This is a genomic window from Saltatorellus ferox (assembly GCA_007751475.1).
Taxonomy (GTDB): domain Bacteria; phylum Planctomycetota; class UBA1135; order UBA1135.
Window position 1 is genome coordinate 3,776,693 of record CP036434.1, and the last position, 15,461, is coordinate 3,792,153.

General features: G+C 62.4%; 12 protein-coding genes. 10 read left to right on the forward strand and 2 right to left on the reverse strand.

The annotated features are described in order from the left end of the window. Nucleotides 1-986 precede the first annotated feature (986 nt). From Poly30_RS13500 to Poly30_RS13515, 4 genes are all read left to right on the forward strand, one after another. On the forward strand, nucleotides 987-2,258 hold the full coding sequence (locus tag Poly30_RS13500; RefSeq protein ID WP_145198133.1) for a hypothetical protein: 1,272 nt from the start codon (nucleotides 987-989) through the stop codon (nucleotides 2,256-2,258). A gap of 1,313 nt (nucleotides 2,259-3,571) precedes the next feature. Next, complete coding sequence (locus Poly30_RS13505) at nucleotides 3,572-5,104, forward strand: DUF1565 domain-containing protein (protein ID WP_145198135.1); 1,533 nt, start codon at nucleotides 3,572-3,574, stop codon at nucleotides 5,102-5,104. Nucleotides 5,105-5,961: 857 nt separating this feature from the next. Continuing rightward, complete coding sequence (locus Poly30_RS13510; protein ID WP_145198137.1) at nucleotides 5,962-6,522, forward strand: hypothetical protein; 561 nt, start codon at nucleotides 5,962-5,964, stop codon at nucleotides 6,520-6,522. 2 nt (nucleotides 6,523-6,524) lie between these two features. Further along, nucleotides 6,525-7,442 carry a hypothetical protein gene (locus tag Poly30_RS13515; protein WP_145198139.1) on the forward strand — a complete coding sequence of 306 codons (918 nt, stop codon included), beginning with the start codon at nucleotides 6,525-6,527 and terminating at the stop codon, nucleotides 7,440-7,442. Between the two features lie 139 nt (nucleotides 7,443-7,581). On the opposite strand, the gene Poly30_RS28455 is transcribed toward Poly30_RS13515, so the two are convergent. Continuing rightward, on the reverse strand, nucleotides 7,582-7,740 hold the full coding sequence (locus tag Poly30_RS28455) for a hypothetical protein (RefSeq protein ID WP_419191354.1): 159 nt from the start codon (nucleotides 7,738-7,740) through the stop codon (nucleotides 7,582-7,584). A 69-nt stretch (nucleotides 7,741-7,809) separates the two neighbouring features. Here Poly30_RS28455 and Poly30_RS13520 point away from each other — a divergent pair, with 69 nt between their 5' ends. From Poly30_RS13520 to Poly30_RS13535, 4 genes are all read left to right on the forward strand, one after another. Beyond that, nucleotides 7,810-8,610 (forward strand): transposase, encoded by an 801-nt coding sequence (locus Poly30_RS13520; RefSeq protein WP_419191355.1) that lies wholly within the window; start codon nucleotides 7,810-7,812, stop codon nucleotides 8,608-8,610. A 332-nt stretch (nucleotides 8,611-8,942) separates the two neighbouring features. Continuing rightward, a complete protein-coding gene (locus Poly30_RS13525; RefSeq protein WP_145198143.1) occupies nucleotides 8,943-10,334 on the forward strand; it encodes a hypothetical protein in 1,392 nt (463 codons plus the stop codon). Nucleotides 10,335-10,548: 214 nt separating this feature from the next. Further along, nucleotides 10,549-11,079: a transposase gene (locus tag Poly30_RS13530; RefSeq protein WP_419191356.1), complete on the forward strand. Its 531-nt coding sequence runs from the start codon at nucleotides 10,549-10,551 to the stop codon at nucleotides 11,077-11,079. Beyond that, the gene (locus tag Poly30_RS13535; protein WP_145198147.1) at nucleotides 11,076-11,771 is read left to right on the forward strand and encodes a DDE-type integrase/transposase/recombinase; all 696 of its coding nucleotides are present in this window, start codon (nucleotides 11,076-11,078) and stop codon (nucleotides 11,769-11,771) included. The genes Poly30_RS13530 and Poly30_RS13535 overlap by 4 nt, the downstream gene beginning before the upstream one ends. Nucleotides 11,772-12,174: 403 nt before the next feature. On the opposite strand, the gene Poly30_RS13540 is transcribed toward Poly30_RS13535, so the two are convergent. Beyond that, nucleotides 12,175-12,471: a hypothetical protein gene (locus Poly30_RS13540; protein ID WP_145198149.1), complete on the reverse strand. Its 297-nt coding sequence runs from the start codon at nucleotides 12,469-12,471 to the stop codon at nucleotides 12,175-12,177. Between Poly30_RS13540 and Poly30_RS13545 the strand changes: the two genes are divergently transcribed. Both Poly30_RS13545 and Poly30_RS13550 read left to right on the forward strand, forming a co-directional pair. Beyond that, the gene (locus Poly30_RS13545) at nucleotides 12,470-15,025 is read left to right on the forward strand and encodes a hypothetical protein (RefSeq protein WP_145198151.1); all 2,556 of its coding nucleotides are present in this window, start codon (nucleotides 12,470-12,472) and stop codon (nucleotides 15,023-15,025) included. The two genes, Poly30_RS13540 and Poly30_RS13545, sit on opposite strands and share 2 nt — an antisense overlap. After that, the gene (locus Poly30_RS13550) at nucleotides 15,022-15,291 is read left to right on the forward strand and encodes a hypothetical protein (protein ID WP_145198153.1); all 270 of its coding nucleotides are present in this window, start codon (nucleotides 15,022-15,024) and stop codon (nucleotides 15,289-15,291) included. The genes Poly30_RS13545 and Poly30_RS13550 overlap by 4 nt, the downstream gene beginning before the upstream one ends. The last annotated feature ends 170 nt before the right edge of the window (nucleotides 15,292-15,461 follow it).

A 15,461-nucleotide genomic window follows, 5' to 3' on the forward strand; every position in this document is an offset into this window, starting at 1 on the left:
GAGTCATGGGCGAGATCCGCGCATTGGTGGTCCGCTTCGCCAGGGAGAGCCCGAGCTGGGGCTACTCGAGGATCCAAGGCGCGATCGACGACACCTCGGACATCGAGTCGGTCGAACGACGGTCTCGCGGATCCTCAAGCGCGAGGGCATCAAGCCTGCTCCGGACCGGCCCTCGTGGTGGAGCACTTCATCAAGGCCACTTGGGGCGAGTGCGCCGCGGCCGACTTCTTCAGGGCCTACTGGTTTTTTTGAGTGGAAGTTGCCCGAATGGCAAGCCTTCTCAGGGGGCGTGTGGGGCCTGAACTCCGATGAGGTGGACTAGGCCGGTGTGGCCCTCAACCGAGCGTTGGTTTGTGCGAAACCAGGGGAGGATCAAGCAAAGGCGTCAATCGATCACCGCTGCCGCGTGAGAGCCGATCATGGCAGGGTTCTGCTGAGTCAGCGCGAGGCCTCGGCACCCAACGTATCGCCAGGGACTCACGTGTCGCGAGCCCGTTACCCGTCTTCAGGATGGGTCACGGCCTTGAGTGCCCGAACTGCGGCCCTTCCACTCTAAACCCAGTAGCGCGACATTGGGGCATTAGCACAGTTCGCCTGAGCGATCCTGCCCCAGTTCCGGAAGGTGGCTAGCTTTAGAACCCTGCGATACGAGTATCCTTCGCTTCTACAAGCGCTCTCCAGGCTAGCGATCACCTATTCCCTTCCTGCCTCTCTCGGCCAACCGCCCTCTCATGTACTCACTCCTTGCCCTTGCTGCCCCTGTCTTTGCGCCACAGGCCTGTGGAGAGTTCGTCTCTCTCAACGATTTGGAAAGCTCACTCTTCGGAATGGTTCTAGCCCGGGCGAACGGGCAGATCATTGTCGGAGACCCCAACCGTGACGAACCAGGTGCATTCGGTGGGGGAGTGACTGTCTGGGACGTGGACCCGGTGTCAGGGGACTTGACATTCGCCCAGGTCGTGGCTCCGCCGTCCCCTGCGGCAGGGATGCACTTCGGCTCAGCGCTTGCCGCCAGCTCGACGGATCTTTTCGTCGGCGCCCCCTTCGCCCAGCAGGCAGGTTCGCAGACGGGACTGGTCTTTCACTATCAGCTTGTAAGTGGAGACTGGCTCTATTCGGGTACTCTGCGCTCGTTTCAGCCTGGTGTCGCAGGTCAATTCGGAACGTCTCTTTCTCTGGATGACCAGCGGTTGGCGGTCAGCCAACCAGGCCTAGGAATTGTGGAGATCCTTGACCTGTCAAGCGGCGTCCCCAGCCTGCTGGATACAGTTGCTGATCCAGTCGGCGGCTCCGAATTCGGTCGGGGAGGCCTCGAGCTTGCCGGTTCGACACTCGCAGTAAAGACTTCTCCTTTCGGGGCAGTCGTCTTGAACCGAGAGCCCATCTTAGGAATCTGGGTGATGGAAGCGTCCATCACCGGCGTCCAGCGGTTGAAAGCGGTAGCCGATCGCGTTGAATATTCGTGGACGGATAGTCTCTACAATCCGCTCACCTGCATCTATTATGCCCCGAACTGTTGGGAGAATTCTGGTGGCATCCGCGTTCTGGAACGGCAGGTGAATGGCTCTTGGAACGTCACAAGTAGTCTCTATGGAGTTTCTAGCCGCAACGACGTTCCGATCAATTACTCGATCGATGACTGGGTGTCCACTCCGTCGGAACTCTTTGTTGCCCTTGCATATTCGGATCGGACTGTCCATCGCGTTGGAGGGACGGAATTTATCTATCCGGCCTCCGGTCCGATTCAGCTCCTCGCTAGCACGATCGTAATTGGTCACCCATTCAATGGAGCAGGCGGGGAAGTCGGCGTGTTCGATCTCGACTGCGAAGAGGTATCGAATGTGGGCTGTACTCAGACAAGCGCGAACTCGACGGGAGTTGTGGGGACAATGCTGGCCATCGGCTCGAGTGTCGTCACTCGCAACGATGTCACCCTGATAGCCTCGGATCTCCCATTCTTCTCCTTCGGTTTCTTCCTGTCGAGCCTCGGGTCTCAGGTCACCCTGAATCCTGGCGGATCCCAGGGCAACCTCTGCCTTTCTGGTGCGATCGGAAGATACGTGGGTGCAGGACAAATCATGTCGTCCGGGGCGGATGGCTCCATTGAGCTTACTATCGACCTGAGCGCTATCCCATCTCCCTCTGGGCCGGTCACCGCCCTGGCAGGAGAGCGTCGTCACTTCCAGCTATGGCATCGCGACCTCAACCCAGGCCTGACATCCAACTTTACCAACAGCCTCTCAATTCTGTTTGAGTGATGCGGATGGGCTGATGCATTGCTGGCGAAGGGGGTGATCCACGGTCGGGTGAGCTGCCGGCTCCGGCGTGCGATGCCTCCCGTTGCTGACCAAGAGGTGTGGGGGGGGCTGGCGCTCGGCGAATGATCGCCACCTGACGTACTCGAAGGGGGGGCCAGTTCGCTGCGAGGATTGTCCATCACTGTCCTTGACCTTCGGGAAGAGTCAACAGATTCATCCGCAAGGAGCAGCGAGATCAGAGCAATCCGGCAGAAATGGGGCTTCGTCTTGCAGGGGCTCGCGATTCGTCAAGCCAGCGGTCCGGGGCTCTCCGCCAATTACTGTCCCCATCGGTCAGCTGAGGCCACTGCAAGGTCGTCACGGGCCGTAGGACAAGCAGTGGCTGCCGCCACCATCAGCGTGCCTGCGATCGGTGGCACGACGCAGCCCTTCCACGGAGCAAGGTCCGTCTCTCATCTGTCAACCAGAGCCCCTGTCGAGACCAGAGACTTCCGAGACGAGTCTGCCCCCTGCGACAGGTCCTGCAGAGCCTTGAGAGGACGGGCGCGAGTCATTGAGGCGCCAGTGTTGGCGCCGTCCGCCATCTCCGGGGAGCACCTTTGCTCAACCCAGGAGAGGAGTGGCTCCCCGAGTGGGCTGGAGTTGCGAACATTCCTGGAGAGCGCCATGAAGGAAATCGCAATTGGCATCACGCGCGTGTCCAAGTGTTGGGACTCGTCGGAGGGGCGGCGGAGATGCGTCGTCGCCGGTGGAGAGCCACTCGCCGCCGACGGAGCCCGTTCACCGGACGCCCATATCGCCTCGTCAGCGTCGGCTGGACGTCGGGTGGAAGGACGGCGCCGTTGAGCGGCGCGCGGGCCATCGGGCTCGGTGAAATGAGATCAGCTCGCAATCGCGGGGAGAATCAAGTACCGCCATCCCGGATGCATCAGGAGGTTTCTCCATGGGACCAAGTTGTCGATTCACAGGCTCGGTCGATCGCCATTCGTTCCGCACATGACGGGGCTTGTGCGTGTGCACTGATGGGGGAGACCTCGTATTTTTGGAAATTTCGTAGGGTAGCGAAGGTTACTGGCTCCGCCGCGACCGCTAGACCCTGTTCAACGGCCAGTCCACCGCATCGACCGCGTAACGCGAGTCAGGGTGGGAAAGGACATCGAAGCGCCGACTCGTCGCACTTCCTGCGATAGCGCTTCGAATGCCCCGGCGCCCGGCCGCGTCGTTCGCGAATCCTCCTCGCCGCATGCGCTCAGTTCACACGCGGGTGCTTCCCCGTCGCGACAAGAGCCACCCTACACCTGCCAAGACCTCCGATGATCAAAAGAACGCTCTCTGCTCTCACGCTCGCCCTCTTGGCTCTCGCCTCCCACGCGGCCGGGCAACGAATCTACATCGACGCCGTCAACGGCGATGACAGCAACAGTGGCGCGACCGAGCAGGACGCCCTCAAGACCGTGACCGCAGGGCTCCTCGTCGGGACCCTCAATGGCTTTCGCACGGTCGTGCTGGCGCCCGGTGTCTACGGCACCAGCTCGGGCGAGACCTTCCCACTCGTCGTACCGACGCAGCGGCGACTCCTGGGCAGCACCGGTGTGATCATCGACGGAGGAGGTGCTCCTCTGGCGATTCACTCGGGGGGAGCCCTTGGCAACGCCCAGCACTACCTGCAGAACCTGACGATCAGGAACGCGGGCACCGCGATCCAGTTGAACGACCGGACGGTCTACATTCGCGGGTGCGTCATAGAAGACTGCACCACGGGCCTCCTCTACGACAACCCTCAGCAAACTCGCGTCTCTCGGTTCCTGTTCCGTGAGTCTCGCATCTCGAACTGCCAGACCGCGATCGAGACGACCGGGCTCTGTCTCGTCTCGCTCGACAGGAGCGTTCTCGAAGGGATGGGGCAGGACGCAGTCCACATGAACTACTTCGGCGGGGCCACTTCTTCGGTGGTGTCATGGTACCGGTCCGTCATCCGAGACTGTGGCGGAGCTGCGTTGCGCTTCGTGAACGTGGACTCGCACAACGCGACCTTGGAGATAGAAGGGATGCAGGTTCACCGCTGTGGTGCAGGCTTTTCCATCGGGCAGGGGACGCCCGGTGCTTCGACCCTTGTCGACATCAACAGTTCGGTGCTGCACAACGTCGCGATAGGAATCGAGACGTCGGGGAACTCGAACATGAGTGTGGATCTCACCGATCTGATTCTCTCGTCGAACGCAGTCGACCTGACTCTCGGAGGCGCGGACGTCCAGCTCTCGAATTCGCTCGTGCAGAGCGGCCAGCTCACTGGCTCGAACGGCGTGATCTCGGGGGATCCGCAGTTCGTGGATGCGCCCTCCGGAGACTTCAGACTGCAGTCGACCAGTCCGGCCATCGATCGAGTCCTTCCCGCGCTCTATTGGGTCGCGTCCCCTCGCAACATCGACGACGCTCGGCCTTCCGACGGAAACTTCGACGGTGTGATCGAGGCCGACATCGGGCCCTGGGAATTCGAGCCGCTCCAGGCGACCGGGCCTGCCGTCTCTGGCCAGCCGCTGATGCTCGAGATTTTCGGCCAGGCGGGCTCGCGGGCGGCGCTGTTCTCGGCGGACGCCCACTATCCCGCCTACCAGGGTCTTCGCACCCCCTTCGGCGTCCAGCGACTGGACCGTCATACGATGGAGTTCCTTCAGTTCATCACCATACCGGGAAACGGTCAGCCCGGAATGGCCACGGTCGAGGTCCCGGCCGACCCCGCGATGATCGGCCGAACGCTCTTCCTGCAGGCGCTCAGCACAAGCACGGCCGCACCCTTTGGCTTCGCCTGGTCCAATCCCCTGCAACAGCAGATCATCACGCCCTGATGGCCAGCGTGAGGGAGTGGGCCCCCATAGCCAGCGGGACAACGTCGGGCTGGGCACTTGGTACGGCGTGCGCTTCCTCACTTCCTGCTGCCCACGCTGTCGCTGCCTCAGGCACATGATCTCTGTGGTCACGGATCCAGAGACAGCGCGGAAGGTCTTGGAGGGGGTGAGAGCGGCGGCGAGGAGGTCATCCGATTCGCCCGGTGGGGGAGACCCGTCCTCGCCAGGTCCGAGCCGTTCCCCACCGGCAGAGGCCGAGGTTCGAATACCGATGCCGCCACGGCAGGGGCGGCTGGACTTCGGGAAGTAGGGCGCAGCAAAGCAGCGCGCGGGCTATCGGGCTCGGTGATATGAGATCAGCCAGCACTCTTGAGGAGGGTGCTGGCTGCAGGTCGTGGTGAAGCGAACCGGTGGTGCTGGTGGGCGAGGGCGAATTCGAGCGAGTTCGGCTCAGCTAGAAGCTCGATGGCCGCTCGGACGCTCCCGCGTGGCCCGCGAGGATGGGGGTAGCGAAGAATCGGGCCCCCGGGCTACGGTTACCGGGGTGTCGACACCCCGCTTGGAAGTCCTATCCGTCGGGCCATGGTGCACATCCTCGCGCATTCCGCGCTAGTTGGGGTGTCCATTTTCACTGGGCAAGGTCAGCTCGGGCCGCGGGGCCCGTGGGAGTGAGAACAGCCAGCACTCCCCGGGAGGGTGCTGGCTGGAGGTCGTTGTGCGAAGGGCCGCGAGGGAGAGCTTGGAGCGCAGGTGTACGCTTGTCGAGCGGCAGAAGCGGTCACCTCTGCGGTTGTCGGGGAGGGCGTTGGCGTAAAATCGTGCCTTGGGGTACTGTGGAGGTCTCCACGACTGCCAGCATGGAGTTCCTATCCGTCATCCCATTTTACCCCAGAGCAAATTCGCAGAAGCTTACAGAACTGGTGGAGATGTCAGGACATACAGATATGCACAGAGTGGGCCTCGATGACCTATTAATGTGGACGGTTTACGTTGGGCAGGCGCTCGAGGGCGATGAATCGTTGACGGACGCCGATCCAATAGAGGAGGTCTACTTACAGGAAGGATCTTTGCTTGGACAGGCTTATGCTGAGATCTATACCGCTCATCCAGTTCGAAGGTTTGGCTTTGGCGGGCCGGCATCCTGGGTCTATTGGGAGACCATCAGTGACTCCTATGCACTCAATGATCCCACAGAGAGATCTGCAGCTGTCAGGATGACGCTAGCTCACGAAGTGGGGCATCAGCTTGGCCTTCCGCATGTGGACAAGGAAGGGTTTTTGTACGGGCCAGGTAGCTCTCAGAATTCTCTCAAGAACCTTATGTGGCCGGACGCTGGCAGCCACAGCTTGGACTTAGATTTTTATAGCTTCAGTAACTTCCACGTCTCACTTCTTCGACTTCTGTACAAAGCGGATTAATTATGTCTATTGCCGCTAAATTCCTAATCCTCATTGCGGCGCTTCCCATTCAGTCCGATCCGGAAGTGCCTGAAAAACCATTACTAGGTTCACTGAAGCTCGAGCTGAGCTCGACCGTCGTCCAGCCCGCGCTAGGCGTTGCGGCAAGAGTTGAGTTTGAGTATCCCGGCCTAGAAGGTGAGCCAGAGCCTTTTTGGCTTGAATCGGGAGCACGCTCGACTCCGTACATCGTGATAGAAGTGCGTAACTCCGAGGGGAAGACTACCTGGCTCGACCGTCCACTTCAGGGGATGGGCGCGTCGCTGTACAAATCGATTGTCTTTGATCAAGGAGCCACGGGCGCCTGGTCCGTTAGCTTCATCCTTCACGGCACCCTCGGTCGCGACATCAGGCCGACGTATAGTGAGGATAAAGACCACGCAGTCACGGGTACCGGAAAGAGGGTTTATCAGCCGGCTTTCGTAGGTCCAGGTGAATCGAGCGTACGCGCAATTCTATATAGCGTAGGAGGGAGGCTGTTTTCTGAATGGGTTGATGTCGACGTGCTGCCATCGGCGAGGATGTTGATTTCGGAGGAGCAACTTGATGAGCTGCACTCGTCTGGCTTTTGTCTTCACCCACAGGGTCCTCTCGGTCATCGTACGAGGGCGGCACTTGCGAAGATAGATACTCTGCGTGGCCCTCTTCAGGATAGCGGGCGCGCGTTGCTGCTAATGCTTATTGACCTATACCAATCAGTAGGCATCTTAATGGAACAGCCAAGTCACTCTTATAATATTAGGAAGGCTGCCAAGAAGGAAGCCGAGCAACTGATAGCTTTGCTTGAGGAACGAGCCCCTGAGTACGGTTTTGAGCTGGCAAGGATGCGAAGAGTTGTTACTGGAACCCGGCTCATCGCCCCACATTCCAAATTTCGCTGATGAGCAAAAGTACGGATGCCGCTGGGTTGTCGCACGTGATTGACACACCCGGCGTAGGTAAGCGTTCAAGGGGGTGAAACGGGCGTTGCGAGGGCCTGAGCGGCGCCCCACAACCATCAGGATAGCATCCCGGTGGGAATCACGCTACGAACGCAGGGTCGGTGCCGGCCCCAGGCCGAGCGCCGAAGCAGCCGCTTCTCGCTTTCTCCCCGCAGACCCGCTCACGACGGACGAGGTCCAGCGCGTACACGACGACGCCATCGAGGCACCTGCTGAGTTCGCGGATTCGAGTGAGCATGAGCAGCAGCTTCTCGACTTTGGCGACGCGCGTGATGATGCGTTCTTTCCAGCCCTGAAGGCGGCCTCGGTGAAGTCGCTGGTGCCCTTCGGCCCAGGTGCTGGGCAGCCGCTCAAACGCCTCATCGACCCTGATCTTTCCAGGGCATTCCAGTCGTCGGGTTGGGGGAGTCAGTACGTGCCGCCTCCGCTGGTGATGAACGCCGACGGGTTCTCGTTGCACGCAGCGACGCTGATCCGCAAGGGCCAGCGGGCGCAGCTGGAGAAGCTCTGCCGCTATGTGACGAGGCCCGCCATCAGTCTCGAGCGCTTCGAGGTGCGTCCCGATGGGATGGTCTCGTGGCTGCTACGCAAGCCATGGAAAGATGGGACCAAGGGATTCGTCATGACGCCCTACCAGTTCCTCGCGCGGCTGGCGGCGATCGTGCCGCATCCGCGTGAGCACCAGCTGACGTATCAGGGGGTGCTTGCACCTGCTTCGCCATTGCGCGATCAGGTCGTGCCGCGGCCGGTGGTTCGGAAGGAGCCGAAGGATGTCGACGTCGCCGATGAAGACGTCTCGATGGGTTTGGGGGAGCCACCGAAGAGTCAGAGGTCTATTTGCTGGGCGGATCTTCTGAAGAGAGTTTTCGGAGAAGACGTTTTGAGATGTCCGCGCTGCCGCGGGCGTCGGCACATGATCTCCGTGATCACAGATCGGGAGACAGCGCGGAAGGTGTTGGAGGGGGTGAGAGCGGCGGCGAGGAGATCATCCGGTTCATTGGGTGGGGGAGACCCGTCATCGCCAGGGCCGAGCCGCTCACCACCAGCAGAGTCCGAAGTACGAATACCGATGCCGCTTCGGCAAGGGCGGCTGGACTTCGGGAAGTAGGGCGGCGCGGTAGAGCGGCGCGCGGGTCACCGCGCTCGGTGAAATGAGATCAGCCAGCACTCTTGGGAAGGGTGCTGGCTGCAGGTCGTGGTGAAGCGAACCGGCGGTGCCGTTCGGAGAGGCAGAACCGAGGGTGGGGGGCTCGGGGAAGAGCCCGATAGGCCCCCTTGCTCTCTCGCGTCGCCGGTGAGGAAATCGAAGAATCGGGCCTCAGTCTACCGTGGGGGCTGGGTCGAAATCCCGCTTGGAGCGCCTATCAGTTGCCTTCGATACCCGGTTTTCCTGTCGTCGAATGACCATCGGTGCCGTGAATACGACGAGGCTCATTCCCCATGCGAATTCACGTCCTGATACTCACTCTCCTGGCCATGGGCGCGGCTTATCCGCGCTTACCGGCTTACCGACCGCTGCAGGGCAAAGGACCCGTCCACGTTGGTGCTGTGCTGAGCTTCACGGAGCTCGCCGATCACGGGGACGACTTCCTTGCCCGTGGTCATACGTGGCTTCGCCTGGGCCTCATGCCGCCACGGCTCGAGGGGGACCCGCGCCTGAGCCGTGCCCGTATGAGCTGCGACGACGAGGGAGTGGAGCTGGTTGGGCTGACTCCTCTAGAGCATCAGGTCGCCTGGGAGCTTGACCACTTCGAGCCGGATCGAGCAGCGCTCGTTTCGTTGCAGGCCGAAGGCGAAGATGCCAGGGCACTCGTTTACCTGAAGGAGGATGCGATCGTCGTCGCCCGCTCGAACGCGAGTCAGGCGTTTCCCCTGGAGCGACCCGAGAGGATCTGGGACTCATGGTGCGACGCTGAGGCCGTGCACGTTCTGCTGGGCGACTCCAGGGGCCTCTTCGATCTGAAGATCCATCGGCGCTGGTGGGGGACGTCCGAGGACGACCCGGGGGATCGGATCTCGCTGACGACACTCGAAGTAGGCGAAGGGAGGAGCTTCCTCGGAGCGCGCAGGGTGACGGGTGAGTCGGGCCAACTCGGGCTCGTAGCCCGCAGAACGAGCCCGGCCTCGCCTCGATCGTTGCAGCTTGAGTTCAGCGTCCTGCCTCTTACGGCCATGCTTCGGGGGACAGGCACGGCCAGTTGGATCGCTCTCCCTGTGCTGGGAAACCAGTACAACGACGCCTCGTTCTACCGGCTGGCCTTCGACTTGGCTGTCGATGGAGCCTCGGGAGGCCACTTCGTGGCACTCGGCTTCCCGTCCTACGATTCTTTCCAGGGACGGGCCGTGGTGGCGCTGCCACCGGAGGTCCAAGGCACCGCCCACAGGATCGAAGAGCTGACCCACGGGAATGTAGGAGCCATCTTCAGTACGCCATCGAGGAACCACTTCGGACACGCGCTTGCCTTTGCTCTCTTTGGGCCAGCACCGCGGAGGGACCAGCAGGGCCTGGTCCTGCTGGTCTCAGCGCCCATGTGGTATGACTACCCGGGCCTTTATCGTTTCTCGCTGAAGACGATGCTTCCCGACTGGGTGATCTCCCCACTGACACTCGGCGACGCCTTTGGCCATGTCGGCCTCGACCTCTGCCTGGCGACCGGGCCCTCGGGTCGCCCCACCATTCAGCTGGCTCGCAACCGCAACGTGCGCGCCAAGCGCTTTCTTCGCTTGAAGAGCGCGGCCATCACCTGCGACTTGGAAAAGGGTAGGTCAGACTGGGGGCGGGGCAGCGTGCTGAGCGGACCAGACCTGAAGAGCTTTAGAGAACAGCGTTGATGGCTTCCGGCAGAGAGCGGCCCGTTCGTTAGAGCGGTGCGGGGGCCCCCTGTGTCAGGGTAGTTGCAGCCTGAGCCCAGCATGGCGCTGAGCCTCGGGAGGCCGCCGACGACGTTGAGTCTGCAGGCGTCCCTCCTCCCTTCCCAAGAAGCGAGTCTCCAGGGGAAGCGAAGGCCGTCCTGCGCACCGCCACTACCTAGAACCATCGGGGGCGATGGGAGGCATCTACGTGCCCAAATACTCCAACGGGCTGAAGGCCCGCATGATCCAACGAATGACTGGTCCCGAGGGCATTAGCGCCAACGCTCTGTCCAGGTCGGTTGGTATCTCACAAAGCACGCTCTCGCAGTGGGTTCGCGAGCGTAGTCTCGATGGCATGCGCGACAAGAACTCGAAGAAGGCGCGATCCAGGTCCGGCGCGGAGAAGCTTCGAATCGTTCAGGAGGCTGCAGCGTGCTCGGAAGAAGAGCTTGGCGCGTACCTTCGCCGTGAAGGCATTCATTCGGCGCAGCTGGATGAATGGACAGGGATTGCAGAGGCGGCAGCACTCGCGGGGCTCTCGCCTCAGAAGCGATCGAAAGGCAAGCCGTCAGTCGACGCGGACGTGGTCGACGAGCTCAGAAAAGACCTTCGCCGCAAGGAGAAGGCCCTCGCTGAAGTCACCGCCATTCTGGTGCTAAAAAAAAGGATCCAGGAGATCTGGGGGGACGGGGACGGCGACACGGACACGAGGAGCGCGACATGATCCTCGGGCTCTACGACGAGGCGGTTACCGCTGGCGCGTCCGCAGCAAGGGTGTGCGACGAGCTCGGAATCGCGGCCACCACGCTGCAGCGCTGGCGAAGGCTCGGGATCGGCGACGACCGACGGGCTGGCCCAAAGTCGACGCCGACCAACAAGCTGTCGGACCCAGAGCGTGAAATGGTAATTGAGACCTGTTGCGGCCCGGAGTTCATGGACTTGAGCCCGAAGCAGATCGTTCCCACGCTCGCCGATCGCGGCGTGTACATAGCCTCAGAGTCCACGTTCCATCGGATCCTGCGCGAAGAGAAACTCGCGACTCGACGCGGTCGCGCGAGCGCACCAACCAAACGCGCGAAGCCGCCGGAGAAGATCGCAACTGGGCCTTGCCAGCTCTGGAGCTGGGACATCACCTATCTGCGCGGCCCTGCCCGTGGCACGTTCTTCTACCTCTACGTCATCATGGACGTTTGGAGCCGCAAGATCGTCGGGCGACGAGTCCACCTACAAGAGTCGAGCGAACACGCTGCCACCTTGATCGCGCAAGCTTGCCGAGACGAGTCGGATGCGGTGCCCAGTGTGCGGCAAGACGGACTGGTGCTTGATTCGCATCGGGCTGGGTGGGGAACTCCTCTCCGCGATCTGCCCTCGCGTGGAGTCGCCGCGGCGATGGAGCGACGCTGGCTATCTCCATGAGTTCACCAGCACTCCGGGCACGCCACGCATCCCACGTCGCGCAATCCGCGTATCGATAGGCCGCGACTTCGAGCCGCTGGCCGGTCAGCTGCGGGATGCCGTCGAGCCCGATGACCTCCACGCCTTTGCCAGAGATCTCGGCGTCTCGACGCAATCATTGCGACTACTCGGAATCGGCTGGGTCAGCGGCCCCGCCCTCGTCCAGCTCGGAGTGAAGCATGCCTCCCACGCCTGGTCGTTCCCGATGTTCGACCACCGCGGGAGGACGATAGGGATACGCCTGCGGCTTCCGAACGGGCGCAAGCTTGCGGTGAAAGGCAGCAAGAACGGCCTCTTCATCCCGTCCGGATCTCCGGTCGCGGGAAGCATCTTCATCGCCGAAGGAGAGTCGGATACGGCCGCGCTACTCACGATGGGCGTCTACGCCATCGGCCGACCTGGTGCGAGGCAATGCGTTCGAGCCCTTCAGCGTCACCTCCTCGGACAGCGGGTAGGCCAGGTCGTTGTGGTAGCGGACAACGACGCTGTTGGGGGTCAGGGAGCCGCTGAATTGGTCGAAGGACTCAAGGCTCGAGGCGCCGCCGTCCGGCTCATCCGCACGCCTGAAAAGGACGTGCGGCGCTGGCTGCAAACTGGCGCTACTCGTGTGGACCTCGACCAGCTCGTTGACACGGCCAGAGCAGACTCGGGTGGCGGCCATGAATGATTCTACCGACCCGCGGGAGAACAGCGCCGATGACGGGCTCTTGCTGCCGGCGCCGCCGCTCACCGTGAGCTGGGCGCCAACCGGCTCCTCTGGGACAGGCAAGCTCCTCGTCGACCTGCCCGGCGGTGCCTTCGTCGAGAAGCTCAACATTACAAGCAACAATGCTCGTGAGAAGGTGATCGAGAAGCTCGCGTCACGCCTGACCGAGTCCGAGGCTGAGGACCTCGAAGTGCAACTCGGGTCGTTTGCGGAGGGTGCGGCCGGCGCAAGCTTCGATCGCGAGGGTGGAGGTAAGCTGGCGGAACGCCTCATGGCCACGATTCAGGAAGACCCTGCCATAGAGCTGTTCCGCGTCGACGCTCGCCAGGGTGAGGGGTTCGCGACCGTTCCCAACGGCGCCTACCTGGACACGTTTCCTATCAGATCGGAGGCGTTCGAGAACTGGCTTGCGAGACGATGCTTCACGGAGTTCAAGGAGGCCCCTTCGGCTGCCTCCCTCAAGGAGGTGACCATGCTGCTCAAGGCACATGCCGTCTTCGAAGGAGAGAGCCGTGAGCTGGGCACGAGGGTGATGGTGTTCGAGGACGGCATCGTCCTTGATCTTGCGAACGACAATAGGGAGGTTGTGCACGTCACGTCGGCAGGATGGACCATCAAGTCGAATCCGGAGGTCGCTTGCAGGTTCCTTCGCCGTGACGCAGCTCGGCCTCTTCCTCAGCCAGTGCGTGGGGGCTCGATTGCAGACCTTCGATCACTGGTCAACCTCGCCGACGAGGATCAGTGGGTTTTGCTCTGCAGCACCCTCCTGGCATTCCTCTACCCGCGGGGGCCCTTTCCAATCCTGATCGTCTCAGGTGAGCAGGGCAGCGCGAAGAGCACACTCTGCCGGCTGGTACAGGCGCTGGTGGACCCCAATCGGGGCCAGCTGCGGCGCCCGCCTGCCGGGGAGCGCGATTTGCTCATCTCCGCGAAGAACACCTGGCTCCTGGCATTCGACAACCTGTCCGGGCTGACGCCGACTCTCTCCGATGCGCTTTGTATGGTGGCCACGGGAGGCGGCTTCGCCACCCGGCGCCTCTATTCGGATGATGAGGAGACGATCATCGAGTGCCAGCGACCCGTTCTCATGAACGGCATCGACGACTTGGACGAACGGCCGGACCTCCTCGACCGGGCCGTGGTGCTACAGCTGCCCACGATCTCTGATCAGAATCGCAGGGACGAAGCCGGGCTGATGGCGACCTTCGCCAAAGCAGCGCCTGGGGTTCTCGGTGCCATTCTGGACGGCCTCGTGGTCGTCCTCCGACAGCGGAGTGCGGTCGAGATCCAGGAACTTCCACGGATGGCCGACTTCGCCAAGACGGCAACAGCAGCCGAGTCCACGCTTGGCTTCGAGCCTGGTGCCTTCATGGCAGCCTACACCCGCAACCGTGAGCTTGCGCGGCACATGGTGCTGGAGCAGGACCACTTCGCGCAAGCCGTCGTCAGGCTGGTGGAGCGGGATGGTAGCTGGTCAGGGACTGCCGCGAGCCTTCTGCGTGAAGCTGTGGCCCATGCGGACGTCGGTGCCACGAGGCAGCACACGTGGCCGAGAACGGCAGCAACTGTCGGCAAGAGAGTCCGACGGCTTCAGACATCGTGGCGCGCCGTTGGGCTCCTCGTCGAGACCGGGGAGCGCGGCGTCGGGCGCAAGCGGGACCGGATCATCCGGCTGCGGATGGACGCAGAGGCGACACTGGGCGAAGCGGCGAACCGGAGGACAGAACGGACCCGTCCACGCGAGACCGGTCCCGCAGAGGAAGGACTCGGCTTTACGGACAGGACGGACAGGACGGACAGGACGGACGGTTCCAGCGAAGAACCCAGTGTTCGAGAACTGGCAACGCTATTCGGCTGGAGAGCCCAGCGCAACGTGGTGGACACGCTCTCGACGGTCTCCCTTCCATCCTGTTCGAACATTGAGGGTTCAGGAAGGCTTGATGCGGACAGTGCGGACAGTACGGACAGGAGATCGGGCATCACCTGCGAGGAGAGCGCGCCAGGCCCCCTCGAATGGGGCGAAGTCGACGATGCCGCTGAAAACTCTTCTCCAAGTACCTGTCCGTCTTGTCCGTCCTGTCCGCAAGGGCGGGATACCGATGACCCAGGAGGGCTTGATGCGGACAGTGCGGACAGTGCGGACAGGAGATCGGACATCACCTGCGAGGCGAGCGCGCCAGGCCCCCTCGAATGGGGCGAAGTCGACGATGCCGCTGAAAACTCTTCTCCAAGTACCTGTCCGTCCTGTCCGTCCTGTCCGCAAGGGCCGGACACCGATGACCCAGGAGGGCTCATTGCGGACAGCGCGGACAGGAGATCCGCGAACTCGAATCACTACGAGGTCTTGACGGTCCCCGACTACGCTGCTGCCGACACGGAGAGCGGAACGCCTTCTCAGACCGAGCGGCCCTTCCGTACGAACCGTCGGGAAGGCCCGAGGCCACCCGCGAGCCCCGACCTCCCGGGACAGGCGACGCTCTTTGGCGACGACCTCGGGGGTGAAGCGTGATCTACGACATCAAGTTCACCCCGGGAACGGACCAGGATGCCGAGCGCGGTCTCCTCGCCTTCGTCCGGATGTGCTACGGCCCGCTGGTCGTCGACGGCGTCACCCTTCGGCGAACACGCGCCGGTTCCCTGACGCTCAGCTGGCCGTCCCGCACGGACCGCTCCGGGGCCCGCCACGCCCTTGTACGGCCGCTGAACGACTCGGCCCGCGAGGAGCTTGAAGCGGCCGTCTTCGCGGAGCTACGGCGCCAGGAGGCCGGCCAGTGATGCTGCGACGATGCGATCCAGGATCGATGAGCCCGGAGGCCCGCCTGGCCGAGGTCGCAGAGATTCTCGTCAGGGGATACCGCCGTCTCGAGCTGGTTCGCCAGAACGGGCTTGATGACGTGGGGCAGGACGAGCGTGCATGCGGGCGCACGGTGGTTGACGCCGTGCCC

Excerpts from the sequence above, each read along its gene's own strand:
- Poly30_RS13500 (WP_145198133.1), top strand. The coding sequence starts at position 987 with ATGCACTTCGGCTCAGCGCTTGCCGCCAGCTCGACGGATCTTTTCGTC.
- Poly30_RS13505 (WP_145198135.1), top strand. The coding sequence starts at position 3,572 with ATGATCAAAAGAACGCTCTCTGCTCTCACGCTCGCCCTCTTGGCTCTC.
- Poly30_RS13510 (WP_145198137.1), top strand. The coding sequence starts at position 5,962 with ATGGAGTTCCTATCCGTCATCCCATTTTACCCCAGAGCAAATTCGCAG.
- Poly30_RS13515 (WP_145198139.1), top strand. The coding sequence starts at position 6,525 with ATGTCTATTGCCGCTAAATTCCTAATCCTCATTGCGGCGCTTCCCATT.
- Poly30_RS28455 (WP_419191354.1), bottom strand. The coding sequence starts at position 7,740 with ATGCTCACTCGAATCCGCGAACTCAGCAGGTGCCTCGATGGCGTCGTC.
- Poly30_RS13525 (WP_145198143.1), top strand. The coding sequence starts at position 8,943 with ATGCGAATTCACGTCCTGATACTCACTCTCCTGGCCATGGGCGCGGCT.
- Poly30_RS13530 (WP_419191356.1), top strand. The coding sequence starts at position 10,549 with ATGGGAGGCATCTACGTGCCCAAATACTCCAACGGGCTGAAGGCCCGC.
- Poly30_RS13535 (WP_145198147.1), top strand. The coding sequence starts at position 11,076 with ATGATCCTCGGGCTCTACGACGAGGCGGTTACCGCTGGCGCGTCCGCA.
- Poly30_RS13545 (WP_145198151.1), top strand. The coding sequence starts at position 12,470 with ATGAATGATTCTACCGACCCGCGGGAGAACAGCGCCGATGACGGGCTC.
- Poly30_RS13540 (WP_145198149.1), bottom strand. The coding sequence starts at position 12,471 with ATGGCCGCCACCCGAGTCTGCTCTGGCCGTGTCAACGAGCTGGTCGAG.